The sequence below is a fragment of the Streptococcus oralis ATCC 35037 genome (assembly GCF_900637025.1).
In the GTDB taxonomy this organism is placed as follows: Bacteria; Bacillota; Bacilli; order Lactobacillales; family Streptococcaceae; genus Streptococcus; species Streptococcus oralis.
Genome location: NZ_LR134336.1, coordinates 897,788 through 912,612, shown reverse-complemented (window position 1 = coordinate 912,612; position 14,825 = coordinate 897,788). Strand labels below are relative to the sequence as shown.

19 protein-coding genes are annotated in these 14,825 nt (G+C 40.1%); all 19 read right to left on the bottom strand.

Annotation, left to right across the window (positions count from 1 at the left end; all coding sequences use genetic code 11):
* Positions 1–159: 159 nt before the first annotated feature.
* The 19 genes from EL140_RS04645 to EL140_RS04520 all read right to left on the bottom strand — a co-directional run bounded on the left by EL140_RS04645 (position 160) and on the right by EL140_RS04520 (position 14,813).
* Positions 160–549 carry a hypothetical protein gene (locus tag EL140_RS04645; RefSeq protein WP_000656834.1) on the bottom strand — a complete coding sequence of 130 codons (390 nt, stop codon included), beginning with the start codon at positions 547–549 and terminating at the stop codon, positions 160–162.
* Positions 546–956 (bottom strand): hypothetical protein, encoded by a 411-nt coding sequence (locus EL140_RS04640; protein WP_000537059.1) that lies wholly within the window; start codon positions 954–956, stop codon positions 546–548. The genes EL140_RS04645 and EL140_RS04640 overlap by 4 nt, the downstream gene beginning before the upstream one ends.
* Positions 957–981: 25 nt before the next feature.
* Positions 982–1,179: a hypothetical protein gene (locus EL140_RS04630; protein WP_000258268.1), complete on the bottom strand. Its 198-nt coding sequence runs from the start codon at positions 1,177–1,179 to the stop codon at positions 982–984.
* A gap of 47 nt (positions 1,180–1,226) precedes the next feature.
* Positions 1,227–1,751 (bottom strand): hypothetical protein, encoded by a 525-nt coding sequence (locus EL140_RS04625; protein ID WP_230452378.1) that lies wholly within the window; start codon positions 1,749–1,751, stop codon positions 1,227–1,229.
* 266 nt (positions 1,752–2,017) lie between these two features.
* Positions 2,018–2,512, bottom strand: a complete 495-nt coding sequence (locus EL140_RS04620) for an SMI1/KNR4 family protein (protein WP_000389501.1) — start codon at positions 2,510–2,512, stop codon at positions 2,018–2,020.
* Positions 2,513–2,621: 109 nt separating this feature from the next.
* Positions 2,622–3,881, bottom strand: coding sequence for an HNH endonuclease signature motif containing protein (locus EL140_RS04615; protein WP_000192115.1), 1,260 nt, complete (start codon positions 3,879–3,881; stop codon positions 2,622–2,624).
* Between the two features lie 303 nt (positions 3,882–4,184).
* The gene (locus tag EL140_RS04605; RefSeq protein WP_000868444.1) at positions 4,185–4,520 is read right to left on the bottom strand and encodes a DUF2185 domain-containing protein; all 336 of its coding nucleotides are present in this window, start codon (positions 4,518–4,520) and stop codon (positions 4,185–4,187) included.
* Positions 4,507–5,049 (bottom strand): ankyrin repeat domain-containing protein, encoded by a 543-nt coding sequence (locus tag EL140_RS04600; RefSeq protein ID WP_002875492.1) that lies wholly within the window; start codon positions 5,047–5,049, stop codon positions 4,507–4,509. The genes EL140_RS04605 and EL140_RS04600 overlap by 14 nt, the downstream gene beginning before the upstream one ends.
* Positions 5,050–5,062: 13 nt before the next feature.
* On the bottom strand, positions 5,063–6,136 hold the full coding sequence (locus EL140_RS09720) for an HNH/ENDO VII family nuclease (protein WP_232007598.1): 1,074 nt from the start codon (positions 6,134–6,136) through the stop codon (positions 5,063–5,065).
* A gap of 181 nt (positions 6,137–6,317) precedes the next feature.
* Positions 6,318–6,695 (bottom strand): immunity 22 family protein, encoded by a 378-nt coding sequence (locus EL140_RS04585; RefSeq protein WP_000447048.1) that lies wholly within the window; start codon positions 6,693–6,695, stop codon positions 6,318–6,320.
* A gap of 22 nt (positions 6,696–6,717) precedes the next feature.
* Complete coding sequence (locus tag EL140_RS09660) at positions 6,718–7,926, bottom strand: hypothetical protein (RefSeq protein WP_197718139.1); 1,209 nt, start codon at positions 7,924–7,926, stop codon at positions 6,718–6,720.
* 16 nt (positions 7,927–7,942) lie between these two features.
* Entirely contained in the window at positions 7,943–8,506 is a 564-nt protein-coding gene (locus EL140_RS04565) for a suppressor of fused domain protein (RefSeq protein ID WP_002879635.1), read from the bottom strand.
* Positions 8,507–8,526: 20 nt separating this feature from the next.
* Entirely contained in the window at positions 8,527–10,485 is a 1,959-nt protein-coding gene (locus EL140_RS09765; RefSeq protein WP_269470916.1) for a GH-E family nuclease, read from the bottom strand.
* On the bottom strand, positions 10,485–10,730 hold the full coding sequence (locus EL140_RS04545) for a DUF4176 domain-containing protein (protein WP_004181369.1): 246 nt from the start codon (positions 10,728–10,730) through the stop codon (positions 10,485–10,487). The genes EL140_RS09765 and EL140_RS04545 overlap by 1 nt, the downstream gene beginning before the upstream one ends.
* A 32-nt stretch (positions 10,731–10,762) precedes the next feature.
* Positions 10,763–11,419 (bottom strand): enhanced serine sensitivity protein SseB C-terminal domain-containing protein, encoded by a 657-nt coding sequence (locus EL140_RS04540; RefSeq protein WP_001021820.1) that lies wholly within the window; start codon positions 11,417–11,419, stop codon positions 10,763–10,765.
* Entirely contained in the window at positions 11,403–11,669 is a 267-nt protein-coding gene (locus EL140_RS04535) for a hypothetical protein (protein ID WP_000204308.1), read from the bottom strand. The genes EL140_RS04540 and EL140_RS04535 overlap by 17 nt, the downstream gene beginning before the upstream one ends.
* Positions 11,670–11,701: 32 nt before the next feature.
* On the bottom strand, positions 11,702–13,816 hold the full coding sequence (locus tag EL140_RS09715) for a T7SS effector LXG polymorphic toxin (protein ID WP_126475665.1): 2,115 nt from the start codon (positions 13,814–13,816) through the stop codon (positions 11,702–11,704).
* Positions 13,816–14,520: a DUF4176 domain-containing protein gene (locus tag EL140_RS04525; protein WP_000250985.1), complete on the bottom strand. Its 705-nt coding sequence runs from the start codon at positions 14,518–14,520 to the stop codon at positions 13,816–13,818. Before EL140_RS04525 ends, EL140_RS09715 begins: the two co-directional genes overlap by 1 nt.
* The gene (locus tag EL140_RS04520) at positions 14,520–14,813 is read right to left on the bottom strand and encodes a hypothetical protein (protein ID WP_000357787.1); all 294 of its coding nucleotides are present in this window, start codon (positions 14,811–14,813) and stop codon (positions 14,520–14,522) included. Before EL140_RS04520 ends, EL140_RS04525 begins: the two co-directional genes overlap by 1 nt.
* Positions 14,814–14,825: the final 12 nt, after the last annotated feature.

Below are 14,825 nucleotides of genomic sequence, written 5' to 3'. Positions count from 1 at the left end.
CCCTAATCTTTTTTCCAAAGTCTGTCTCAAAAAACTCCGACATATTATTGACAGCTTGTGTGGCTCGCTCCGCCCTACCAGAACCACCTACTCCTCGTACTACATCCTCCGCCGGACAAAATCTTTAATGCGTTTAGAAAAACAATAAATATCTATTCTTTAATTTCCAGATTCATCGTCCTCATCGTCTAAAATTATTTCATCTGAACTGACTAATTCCTCTTTGGTAATTTCTCCCATTTTAAATCTGCGTCTTTTGTTTAGATCAAAAATTATTTCATGCAAATCTGCAAAGTAAGAAGAAAAGTTAGCCATCGAAGACAATAACTCGTAATAGAATTGACTGTATTGCTCATCAGCTATACTTTGATCAATTATTTCTTCCTTGAATGCTGAAATACCTGACATAAGCTCTTGAAAGTCATCAGATAGATTATCATCTATCAATTCTTTAAAATCTTTTAATTTTTTATTTTCTTCTAACGAGTATCCTAGCCTCGAATTGAATCGTTTACACACCTCATAAAGTTTATAGATTTCTTCCTTCAATGTAATTTCCTTCCTTTAGCTTTTAATAACTTATCTGTGTTTAAAGTACCATCAAGATTAAGTACAGATTTCAAATTACCACGTTTATCAAAAACTTCAAAATGGTCCATATGTAAACCATCCAAATACAGGTAATCTCCTTTGCGCAAATTTCTATCAATCTTCTTCATCACTTCATAAACACTCTGCCCGTCATACTTCTTCTTAGTCTTTCTAAGGCTTCCCACAATCTTTTTTCCAAAGTCTGTCTCAAAAAACTCCGACATATTATTGACAGCTTGTGTGACTCTCTCCGCCTTCCCAGAACCACCTACACCTCTTGCTACATCATCCGTATGTTTACTTGAGAAGTGCATCACATCACGTAGTGTCTTACTCTCGACGCTGAAGGCAGGCATGGTTCCCATACCACCCGAAAAGACAACTGCCTCTTTACGAAGCCAGAGCCTGCAAGTCCTCAATCCCTGCCTTGTCCTTGTCAAATGCAATGCCTGGATGATTCTTCTGGAAATAAGCCCGTGCCAGGCTATCCACTTTCTGATGATAGCGATTAGTCGCCTTCTTGAAATGAGGATTACGATAGATAGCTAGCGCTTCAGGATTACGATAAGGGCTGGCCATGGTAACCATCCCACTCACCTTCGTTAAGCCCTTATTTTGATTGTTTAAAAGTGGATCTAACTCACTTGTGGCCTGCTTCCCATTGTTCGTAAACAGATTACCTCTGGATCGACCAGAATAGTTCCTTTTGAAACAGCCAATTTTTTAGGAGTATCTTCACCATACAACGTGACAGTTGTATCTTTAAAAATCATCTCTCCAAAAACGGAACTATCTGGAGTCAATTTCCCTTCAACTTTTGTCAGACCGATATTTGAAAGATACTCATCAATAGGTAGAGGCATCGGAGTCTGTAACGCCTCTGGATAGTATCTTCTCACTATTCCTTCCGCAACTTGTTCCATATCCCTAGTATAGATATAGGGAACAAACTCCAGAGTAAAATCTGGAGTTTGTTTCATCTCTTTATTAGTAGCATCATACTCTGTGATATTCCCTACGGAGAAATGATGAAGTCCATTATTCAATTGGTAAGAAACCGTTACATCTAGCCATATTTCAGCATTATCTACTTCATATCCATATTTAGAGTGTCCTTTTATTTCTAATATCGCTACTACAAGCAAATAAGATTCTAACACACCACCAACCATATTTCATGTTAAAACACTCTTGACGCTAAAATCATTTAGCGCTTTATAGGATATCGAAGATAGAGTATAGGATTTAACCATTATTTCATCCCTATGAAGAGAGATGTAAGATTTCAACTTACTAAATAGCTCATTATAAAAAGTTTTTTCAATAAATGACTCAAGGAATTTATCACTCATAAATAGAACTCCTACATTATATTTTGTGCATTACTCTTAACATATACCAAAAAGCATGATTCCGTAACCAAATACTAGCTATTTGCAATATCATCTTCAGAATATAGCATTCCTAAAAACTCTTCAAATGTATCTGAAACAAACTCTACACTAGGATGCCATTCGTATGAATCCTCACGCTTCCAATAACATACCTTGGGGTTCTGGGTCCCTTCTCTATAATCTAAACATATAAAATCACCACCGAACAGTGTTGCTACTGGTAATAGTTCTACACCAACAGAATCTGGATCCACACTTAAAATTTCTAGTATTGGACTCCATATAACATCAATATCGTACATTCCTAGGGAATTCTCTTCAAAATCATCTAAAATACAAAGGAATCTTTCTATAACATACTCTTTATCATCACTGATTTTAAAAAGATTCTTTTTAGGAATTATCCCATTATATCTGATTATGAATTCCTTAAAGGAACTCGGTAACTCAATGCACCATTCTTCCTCCTTTTCCTTAACCAATTCAATACTAGGCAAAGGGAGGATTACCGTTCTAATATCTTCCACTTTCTAATTTTTTCCTTTCTTTTTATATTTAGAATGAATACCACATTCAATATATATTAGCAGCGCTATACAAGAATTACATACACCTCATAAAAAATCAATATCAGAATCATCTTGGTGCATATGCCCAAAGACCCGCTGATCGGCCACCATTATGCAATGTTATATTATGTATGCCATAGGGAACTAGCTCCATTTTTCCTGATACTTCTGTGTGATGCCAAGTCATCCCTTCTCTAAATCCACCGATCTTTTCATTTAACCACTTAAATTGCTCTCTATCAGTCTTTAACCAAAGTTCTTTGGGGAGCTGAACAGTTTCTTGTACTAGATTTGCTCCCTCAAAATCTGCAAATCCATACCTCATTCCTTCAGCCGGTGTTACTTTTACTTTAGGTATATAACCTTCCTGTATAGCAAGATTTTTAATTAATTGCTTTTGTCCTTTAGTAATTTTATTGCTATTAACAAAATTTTTAGACCAGGTCCATTTTTCATTATTATTTACTAATTCAGCATACTCTTTAGCATAGTCTGATAAGACATCATCAAAGGATAATTCTCCTTTTCCAAATGCTTCAAATCTCTTATTTTTAGCAATGCCTTCAAAGAAGTCCTTTTCTTTAGCTACATACTCTTTAAAGTTTGATGATTCTCTCGCCAGTCGACTTTGCCTAATATTTTCAAGAATCCGCTCTTTGTCAAAGGGCTTCTCTGCCACTCTCACAACATCATCCGCATGTTTGCTTGAGAAGTGCATCACATCACGCAGAGTCTTACTCTCGACGCTGAAGGTAGGCATTGAGCCCATACCTCCCGCAAAGGCAACTGCCTCTTTACGAATGCCAACTGGGATTCGGGTATCTAATAATTTCTCCCCAAGTTTCCCAATGACATTATTGCTCTTCGCTAGGATATTGTCAACCTTTGAACCCCATTTTTCGACATTTGCGAGAACTCTTGCCTTGGTACTGTTCTTGGCTAACTGAATCATCTCAGCTGCCTTAGCTCCTAGTTTCGTGCCCTTAGCCATCTTCCCTACAGCTGCTGGGCCGACAAAAAGACTGGCAATCTCAAAGGTCAAGCCTCCTGCATCATAGGCATCCATATGGGTAACTTTATCCCAGAGGGCTTTTCCTGTCTCTTGAGCACGATAAGCAACCTTATCCGCATAGCTAGCATTGGGATCCTGACCACGCTGAGCCGCACCTGGATCCGTCAGAGCAGTGTAAGTTCCTACTCCTAACTCCGCAAGGCTAGACAGGTTATCTGCCGTCCCTTGCAAATTCCGCTTCATCCACTCTGGAGTTTGACCTCCTGTTAATCGATTGATGCCATCAATACTGGCAATACCAATGATCTGAGTCAAATCTACAGCTCCGATGGCAGTCTCTGAAACTATACTTCCAGCTGCACCAATAAAACCTTCCGCAAACAGGAGTGTACCTTTTATCCCTTGAGGAAGCGGTAGATTCCGTGTGCCCTCAACGACATCTCCCCACCAGGAACCAATCTCATTCGAGCAATCCTTCAGCCAGGCTTGGATGGGGTGATGACGGCGATAAGAAGCTTCTCGCTCAGTTGCCTCTTGTTCTGCCTTGCGTTTAGCAGCCTCAATCGCTTCTGCCTTGGCTTAAGTAGGACTCTTTCATGATAATACTAGTATATATAACTAATCTAAAATTTCAGATATTTTTACCTCCTTTTCCTCATTTAAATCATAGAAACCAACATGAACCCCCTCCTCGTATAGCCACGCTAAATTCGTCCCATACTTCGCTTCAAAAATTTCTTCCATCACGGGTGCAATAGAAAACATGGTTTTTGCTGATACAATTTCAAAATTTTGGGGATTATTTACGTATTCCTCATCATCGGAACTAGAATAAATGGTCCATCCATTTAATTGTAACAGTCGAGATTTTTCTCTGTAAGTATACGCAATAGGTAATCCATTTTTTACATTCCTTGATAGAACAAATCCCCCATAATTATCACTTACTTTCATTTTTATACTTCTCCAAAATATTTAAAAAATCATTTCTCCAAGATAACTCTTTAGCGTAGTCTAACGCAGATTTACCCGCATCATTTTTTAGAGTATAATCTGCATTATGTTTTAGCAATAATTCATAAATAGGATATGCATCTTGCGTTGTTAATTTTAAAACAGTTAAAGAATAAATTAATGCTACTGATCCATATTTATCAATTGCATTAATATTTATACCCGCTTCAATTAAACTAGCTATTACATTTACTGCGTAATCTACATTCGGTCTCCAATTTGCTTTAAATTGAAAAAAATTATGTAGTGCTGTTCTACCATCTCTATCCTGATAGTTTATATCTATACCTCTATCGAGCAAGAAGTTAATTATCTTAATTCGGTCATCAATTTTATCACTATTAGTGAGGACAACCGATAAAAGATTCAATTGTTCCTTATTTACCTGATTTATACTACCGCTATATAAATCTTTCAGTAATTTAAAATCGCCTACCTGTGCAGCTTCAAATATTGCTTTTGATTCCATATCACCCATCTCCTTACTCATACTTATGACTTCTATTTGCTGAAGGTGTTTCTAGTCTAAAATTATCTGGATTAGACTGAAATTCTTTAAGCTCATCTAATGTTATCTCTCTGTTTTTATATTTTTCAAACATCTCTTTATAGCTTTTACCTTTTTCATGTCCAAAATCTACAGCCCCTTTTCTAGGTTGTCCTGGTTTCCACTCAATAATTTCACCGGTATTTAAATCTCGTAATACACCATCTGGATCAACCTGAGCATCATAAACCGCTTTTTCAAATTCAAGCTTCTTCTTTCCTGTCGGTCCTGGTCTACCATTAGGTTTCCCATTTTTAATATAAGGTGCATTAGATAAAGGTGTTGTAGTACTAGACATACCAGCCATGTCTTGAAGGAACGTTTTTTCTTTAGCTACATCATCCGCATGTTTGCTAGAGAAGCGCATTACCTCACGCAGAGTCTTACTCTCAACGCTGAAGGTAGGCATTGAGCCCATACCTCCCGCAAAGGCAAATGCCTTTTTACGAATGCCGACTGGGATTCGGGTATCTAATAATTTCTCGCCAAATTTTCCAATGACATTATTGCTCTTCGCAAGAATCTTGTCAACCTTTGAACCCCATTTTTCAACATTTGCGAGAATTCTTGCCTTGGTGCTGTTCTTGGCTAACTGAATCATCTCAGCTGCCTTAGCTCCTAGCTTGGTCCCCTTAGCCATCTTACCTACAGCTGCTGGACCGACAAAAAGACTGGCAATCTCAAAGGTCAAGCCTCCTGCATCATAGGCATCCATATGGGTAACTTTATCCCAGAGGGCTTTCCCTGTCTCCTGAGCACGATAAGCTGCCTTATCCGCATAACTAGCATTGGGATCCTGGCCACGCTGAGCCGCTCCTGGATCCGTCAGAGCAGTGTAAGTTCCTACTCCTAACTCCGCAAGGCTAGACAGGTTATCTGCCGTTCCTTGCAAGTCCCGCTTCATCCACTCTGGAGTTCGACCTCCTGTTAAGCGATTGACGCCATCAATACTAGCAATGCCAATGATCTGAGTCAAATCTACAGCTCCGATGGCAGTATCTGAAACCATACTTCCAGCTGAACCAATAAAACCTTCCGCAAACAGGAGTGTATCTTTCAAGTCCTGTGGAATAGGCAGATTTCGTGTTCCCTCAACAACATCGCCCCACCAGGAACCAATCCCATTCGAGCGATCCTTCAGCCAGGCTTGGACGGGGTGATGACGGCGATAAGACTCCTAAGTTATTGCTTTATCTATAATCTACACTTGTAATGAAATTTAAATAATCTGAGGATTTTACAGAGCCATCATAAGCATAGTTATAGATTAGTACAACTGCATTGCCTTTATTTATAGTCAGACTCTCTAATACGTTCAATTCACACAACAACTGTTCCTCATAGGAAGCAGTTCGCAAAATAATAGATATATCGTTTGTTTCATTTGACAAAACTGCTTTTTCAATTAAATCTTCATCTATATCATTAATGTCTATCTTAAAATCGTTGAAAAAATCAGAAACAACGATTTCTCCCTCATCATCATAAGTTAGATTAATATAATTTTCTAACTCAGTTAAATTTTTGAAATTACCTATCCAAATAGATACCGTATTGTCTGTTTCCATTTTATTAAATCCTTTCTATTAGCTATGGGATTCTTAGCCCCTTAGGTAATACCTGAACTCCTCCCTCAAGACGATAATTAGCCCAGATATTTAATCTTCTCACAAACATATCATAATCTTTCGACGAATCAATAATTTCCAGCAATTCATTATGTGCTTTTGTAGAACCTAAACCACCATGGACTCCTTCAGGGTTAATAAACTTTACATCTGAAATTGCAGTACGTAACTCTCTAATTTTTTCGGCAGTTATATCCCAATACTTGAATTGCGGAGTCCTTGAAACTAAATGCCACTCATGCATTCCACCAGGATATCTTAATTGACGTTCAATTTTCTTACGTAGTTCCTTTTTCTTCCAAATAAAGTCTAACTCTTCTACCGTTAGAGAATTGAAAAATTTTTCAAAATCTCCACTTTTAACTGTTGGAATATCCTTAGCTGTTATATTTTTTATATCATCATAGAAGCGCTCTTCTTTCCAAGAACCACCTACTCCTCGTACTACATCATCCGCATGTTTGCTTGAGAAGTGCATCACATCACGCAGAGTCTTACTCTCAACGCTGAAGGTAGGCATGGTTCCCATACCTCCCGCAAAGGCAAATGCCTTTTTACGAATGCCGACTGGGATTCGGGTGTCTAATAATTTCTCGCCAAATTTTCCAATGACATTATTGCTCTTCGCTAGGATATTGTCAACCTTTGATCCCCATTTTTCGACATTTGCGAGAATTCTTGCCTTGGTACTGTTCTTGGCTAACTGAATCATCTCAGCTGCCTTAGCTCCGAGTTTCGTGCCCTTAGCCATCTTACCTACAGCTGCTGGACCGACAAAAAGACTGGCAATCTCAAAGGTCAAGCCTCCTGCATCATAGGCATCCATATGGGTAACTTTATCCCAGAGGGCTTTCCCTGTCTCCTGAGCACGATAAGCTGCCTTATCCGCATAACTAGCATTGGGATCCTGACCACGCTGAGCCGCTCCTGGATCCGTCAGAGCAGTGTAAGTTCCTACTCCTAACTCCGCAAGGCTAGACAGGTTATCTGCCGTTCCTTGCAAGTCCCGCTTCATCCACTCTGGAGTTCGACCTCCTGTTAAGCGATTGACGCCATCAATACTAGCAATGCCAATGATCTGAGTCAAATCTACAGCTCCGATGGCAGTATCTGAAACCATACTTCCAGCTGAACCAATAAAACCTTCCGCAAACAGGAGAGAATCCTTCATCAACGTAAAATATCATCTAAACCACAGGACTACGATTTAAATCATAAATATCTATTTGGTTTTTTTCAAATAACATTTCTAATTTTTGATACCCATTCTCAACAAAAAAATGGTACTCCGACTCAGAAATCGGAACTGCAAACAACCAAGTTACATATTCATGATCAAATTCCAAATCGTGCAACTCCCATAAAAATGGGATAGTCAATAACATGTGCTTCATATTAGAATCTAGATAATAATTATCTATTGCATTTAGAAATACAGTCCCTGGCATACAAGGAGATGATCCATTCATCACTTTAAAAGCACAGTCACTTATTATATTTGGAAACAAATCATTCCTACTATCTGTTGAACCAATAATTTCTGCTCTTAAAGATTTATCATCTATCTTTTTGTTCAAAGTGTAGTCTGATAACCCAACAGTGGAGTAAGAAGATACGTGTTCAATTGGAGAATCATCACCACAAAATATGTCAATTTCTTTTCCAGATTCATCTTTAAATGCATATACTCTTGGAGTACCGCCAACATCATCTAAAAGCTTTCTAGCTATCTCTTTTTTATCATATTCCATAGTAAGTCCTTTCTTCAAAATCATGGACCAAAATAAAAATCCGTCTTATCTTCACCAATGTGACTTCTATTAGATTCTGGTAACTCTGGTCTATAGCTATTGGGATTATTATATTCATCTAAAAATTGTTTACGAGTTATTTTTCTATCAGCCGCACTTTGTTGGTGTTTTCTAAATTCATGTCCCGGTTTATGCCCCATATCCCAAGGCTCCTCAATATCCATTACCTTTTTAGTAATAGGATCTTTGACAACACCTTGTTCATCCTTAGCTTTATCCCAGACAGTTTCCTTTGTATTCTTCCTATAACCTGATGGACGCTTGTAAAGTTTTTTCTCTGAATCAGATAGCTTACGCGGAACGAGTTGCCTTACTTCTCCAGAACCACCTACTCCTCGTACTACATCATCCGCATGTTTGCTTGAGAAGTGCATCACATCACGCAGAGTCTTACTCTCGACGCTGAAGGTAGGCATTGAGCCCATACCTCCCGCAAAGGCAAATGCCTTTTTACGAATGCCGACTGGGATTCGGGTATCTAATAATTTCTCGCCAAATTTTCCAATGACATTATTGCTCTTCGCAAGAATCTTGTCAACCTTTGAACCCCATTTTTCAACATTTGCGAGAATTCTTGCCTTGGTGCTGTTCTTGGCTAACTGAATCATCTCAGCTGCCTTAGCTCCTAGCTTGGTCCCCTTAGCCATCTTACCTACAGCTGCTGGACCGACAAAAAGACTGGCAATCTCAAAGGTCAAGCCTCCTGCATCATAGGCATCCATATGGGTAACTTTATCCCAGAGGGCTTTCCCTGTCTCCTGAGCACGATAAGCTGCCTTATCCGCATAACTAGCATTGGGATCCTGGCCACGCTGAGCCGCTCCTGGATCCGTCAGAGCAGTGTAAGTTCCTACTCCTAACTCCGCAAGGCTAGACAGGTTATCTGCCGTTCCTTGCAAGTCCCGCTTCATCCACTCTGGAGTTCGACCTCCTGTTAAGCGATTGACGCCATCAATACTAGCAATGCCAATGATCTGAGTCAAATCTACAGCTCCGATGGCAGTATCTGAAACCATACTTCCAGCTGAACCAATAAAACCTTCCGCAAACAGGAGTGTATCTTTCAAGTCCTGTGGAATAGGCAGATTTCGTGTTCCCTCAACAACATCGCCCCACCAGGAACCAATCCCATTCGAGCGATCCTTCAGCCAGGCTTGGATGGGGTGATGACGGCGATAAGAAGCTTCTCGCTCAGCGGCTTCTTGTTCTGCCTTGCGTTTAGCAGCCTCAATCGCTTCTGCCTTGGCTTTCGCATACTGCTGATCCATCTCATAAATCGCTTTACCGAGATCTTCATGCGCCACAAAGTTGGTTAAAATAGGATCACTATAACTCAGACTCTTCACTCTTCCAGCAGCCACCATCTGGCTACTTAAAGCACTAAAAAGTTGCTCTGCACTGCTGGTTGTCGTCATCTTATCAAAGGCATTGACCTTATTCTTCGTATCCTGAACATACTTCCGAGCTGTCTGGGTATTAGTATAGAAGGTGCTGCTTAAGGGAGCACTCAGACGATAGAGACTCGAAATACCATCATAGATACTCTTGAAATTGGTATCCATCACCTTATGCTTTTCATCGGCTTCATTTAGCTTCTTGACCGCATCATCCAAAGTTTCTTCTGCTAAAACTGCTGTTGCAGAGGTTTCGCCAACAAGATTCTGAAAATCCGTGATCGTCTTGGAGAACTCAGAACCTAGAAATTCTAAGCCATTCTTTAAGCCAACAATCACGGGGTTATGAACATTATTGATTTCATTCGTAATCGCTTTCCCAACTTCTCCATGCATGGAATTACTGGTGATGATGGCATTCATCCCATTTTTAGCGGTATCCAACTGACTCTGAGCAGTTGCGACCATCTTCATATAGGCCTCTTGGGCTTTCTGAAGCTCCGCAATATCGACATAAAATCCCATTAGTCTTCCTCCGTGTTTAAATACGGCTCATAATACCGAACAAAATCCTCACTGCGCATAAAGGCAGTCGATACTTGTTGCTGGGAGAGCTGAGTCGCACGTAAAACATCCTCTGTAAACTGACTTTCCCAGTCGTCACTGTAACCTTCAAAACGAAGTCGCTCAATCATCATGTTACTTACGAAAAAAGCATCCATTCCAGGCATCTCACCCAAGGGCCAGATGCGAGCCAAGTAGTCTACCACATAGTCATCAAATCCTTCTTGAAGAGATGGTACTATAGATTAGTATAAAAAGGAGAAACATCTTTAATGATTTCTTTTGAAAAAGCTGTCTGTAGGGGAAGAATATCAATAGCTTCAGAATACTGCTGATGATTTAAATAATCAACAATAGCAAGACAATCTTTTTCTTCACCATCTACAACGAGCGTTGCTACTGGTTGATCCTCTCTAACAACCATCAATAGGTAGACCGTCCGAACACCCGTATTCTGTTGTAAGAATGAACTTAAAGGAGTTGTCAGCCAAGAATAATCTTTACTTGGAACTCCAAATGATACTTGTTTTTTCGTCGTATTCTGTCCGTGGAATAAAGCCGATGGAAGGACTACATTATCAGACATAGGGTTTAGAACAATTCCAGCTATTTGATGATTAGACTGAAGTAACTGTATACAATCAGATAGGCAAACAGATTCCAAACGAATTGAATTATTATCACTTATAGGCGGCAGTTGCTCTTCTTTACTCGTTAAAATCGGCAGATAAAAATTTTCTGTTCTATCCTGAATATGGAGAATGCGGAACGTCTGCTTATCTACCCATCTTATAGGGACGAACAGCGTCCATTTCTCCATATCTGAAAGAAGTTTCGACCTATTCTCTTCTGTTCGATTCGATGAAAAATGTTGTAAACTATCTTTTATGTTCATTCTTTTTCAATTCCTTATCTAAATCTTGAAGTAAGTAAATGATCTCACTTTGATAATGCGTTGTCTCATCTGCAAACATTCTAACTAGACTTTTAAGATTTATGTTTTTTGCTACTTCTCCACTTTCTATAATTTCATTTGCTAATTGATAAATACTTTGAATTGAGCCTGTAACACTTTTTTGTTTGGGGTACTCTTCTTCAATAATAAAAACAATTTTTTCAGCAATTCGCTTTAAACTACTTGTCATATCTCTTTTCTCCCTCAATTATTGATAATCCATCAATTAGGAACTATTCTAAAATCCGAAATCCATTCTAATGGCCAGTCTTGCGGTAATAATATTTGGTCAGCACCACCTTTCAGCACAGTCCCTGATAAAGAAATCTTCTGCGGCGCAACTTTTCCAATACTCAGTGTTTCTCCTTTAGGAATTCGAATCTCTACTTCATACATTCGAGTATTTTTCCATTCGGGAAGTAATGCAGTATCAATCTTCGCTTGAATTCTATTTTTTGAAGGGCTGGAAGTTACAAAACCTCCTCCAGCATCAGAGTGTCCTCCAAATGTACGATAAACAGTTACTTCTTCTGTTGTCACTACCGTCCGATATTGTCCATCCTGAAATGAATCCACAATCCATGATGGAAGGTCAGCCTTCTCTATTATTTTTACACTACCATCAATACCTGTAGGGTATTTAATTTGATTTTCTTTTCTTAAATACTCCCCAAACTTCGAACTTTCCCGTGCAAGTCGACTTTGCCTAATATTTTCAAGAATCCGCTCTTTATCAAAGGGCTTCTCTGCCACTCTCACTACATCATCCGCATGTTTACTAAAGAACTGTCTAACCTCACGCAGAGTCTTACTCTCAACGCTGAAGGTAGGCATTGAGCCCATACCTCCCGCAAAGGCAAATGCCTTTTTACGAATGCCGACTGGGATTCGGGTGTCTAATAATTTCTCGCCAAATTTTCCAATGACATTATTGCTCTTCGCTAGGATATTGTCAACCTTTGATCCCCATTTTTCGACATTTGCGAGAATTCTTGCCTTGGTACTGTTCTTGGCTAACTGAATCATCTCAGCTGCCTTAGCTCCGAGTTTCGTGCCCTTAGCCATCTTACCTACAGCTGCTGGACCGACAAAAAGACTGGCAATCTCAAAGGTCAAGCCTCCTGCATCATAGGCATCCATATGGGTAACTTTATCCCAGAGGGCTTTCCCTGTCTCCTGAGCACGATAAGCTGCCTTATCCGCATAACTAGCATTGGGATCCTGACCACGCTGAGCCGCTCCTGGATCCGTCAGAGCAGTGTAAGTTCCTACTCCTAACTCCGCAAGGCTAGACAGGTTATCTGCCGTTCCTTGCAAGTCCCGCTTCATCCACTCTGGAGTTCGACCTCCTGTTAAGCGATTGACGCCATCAATACTAGCAATGCCAATGATCTGAGTCAAATCTACAGCTCCGATGGCAGTATCTGAAACCATACTTCCAGCTGAACCAATAAAACCTTCCGCAAACAGGAGTGTATCTTTCAAGTCCTGTGGAATAGGCAGATTTCGTGTTCCCTCAACAACATCGCCCCACCAGGAACCAATCCCATTCGAGCGATCCTTCAGCCAGGCTTGGACGGGGTGATGACGGCGATAAGAAGCTTCTCGCTCAGCGGCTTCTTGTTCTGCCTTGCGTTTAGCAGCCTCAATCGCTTCTGCCTTGGCTTTCGCATACTGCTGATCCATCTCATAAATCGCTTTACCGAGATCTTCATGCGCCACAAAGTCGGTCAAAATAGGATCACTATAACTCAGACTCTTCACTCTTCCAGCAGCTGCCATCTGGCTACTTAAAGCACTAAAAAGTTGCTCCGCACTGCTGGTTGTCGTCATCTTATCAAAGGCATTGACCTTATTCTTCGTATCTTGAACATACTTCCGGGCTGTCTGGGTATTGGTATAGAAGGTGCTGCTTAAGGGAGCACTCAGACGATAGAGACTCGAAATACCATCATAGATACTCTTGAAATTGGTATCCATCACCTTATGCTTTTCATCGGCTTCATTTAGCTTCTTGACCGCATCATCCAAAGTTTCTTCTGCTAAAACTGCCGTTGCAGAGGTTTCGCCAACAAGATTCTGAAAATCCGTGATCGTCTTGGAAAACTCAGAACCTAGAAATTCTAAGCCATTCTTTAAGCCAACAATCACGGGGTTATGAACATTATTGATTTCATTCGTAATCGCTTTCCCAACTTCTCCATGCATGGAATTACTGGTGATGATGGCATTCATCCCATTTTTAGCGGTATCCAACTGACTCTGAGCAGTTGCGACCATCTTCATATAGGCCTCTTGGGCTTTCTGAAGCTCCGCAATATCTACATAAAATCCCATTAGCCTTCCTCCGTGTTTAAATACGGCTCATAATACCGAACAAAATCCTCACTGCGCATAAAGGCAGTCGAGACTTGTTGATGGGAGAGCTGAGTCGCACGTAAAACATCCTCTGTGAACTGACTTTCCCAATCGTCACTGTAACCTTCAAAACGAAGCCGCTCAATCATCATGTTACTAACGAAAAAAGCATCCATTCCAGGCATCTCACCCAAGGGCCAGATGCGAGCCAAGTAGTCTACCACATAGTCATCAAATCCTTCTTGAAGAGGCATCTTACGGCCTGAAATCGTAACGAGTGGTCCTGGCCCCTCCGCTAAGCTCTTCTGGAGTTCCTCTGGTAAGAGCTCCAAATCTAGCTCAACAACAGAACCTAAAGGATAAATAGGACTGTAGACACTGTCCACAATCCCCATAAAATCCTGTAAATCCGTGATGGAAAATAGTTGATCTAGTTGATTATAATGGATCTGAGCTTCCTGGTTCTCATAATCAAAATGACAAGTAAAAGTTGCACCGAAACTTGGCACATACTCATAGATATCCTCCAGTTTTCTCAGAGCCTTATAGAGTCCCTTCAAAATCTGCGGACGCATTCCTAATTGTTGACCAAGTTGAATCAAAGTATCATCTACTTCGAATGTCTCTCTCGTACGGCTAGTAATAATACTTGTAAAAATCTTATTCTTATCGTATTGAACCATTACTTAAACCTCACATTGGCTGTATTCTTATCAAACTGACCGGCCATAGCTTTATCATCAGCCACAATCTTCTCACCAACCGTAATCATTTGAGAAGTACGCTCCATTTCAAAATCCTTATAATCACTCAGAATTTTTTTCGCTTGTTCTTGAAGGGTCTCAAAAGATTTCATCCGATTCAAGGTAGTTTTTCCAATCTTTGTCACTTGAATGTCTGATACAGATGCGACCTTAGTCCGTGCTGAGGTAACAACACGTTGCCAAGAAGCCGAACTGATTCCTATTTTATCCATCTATCCTACTCC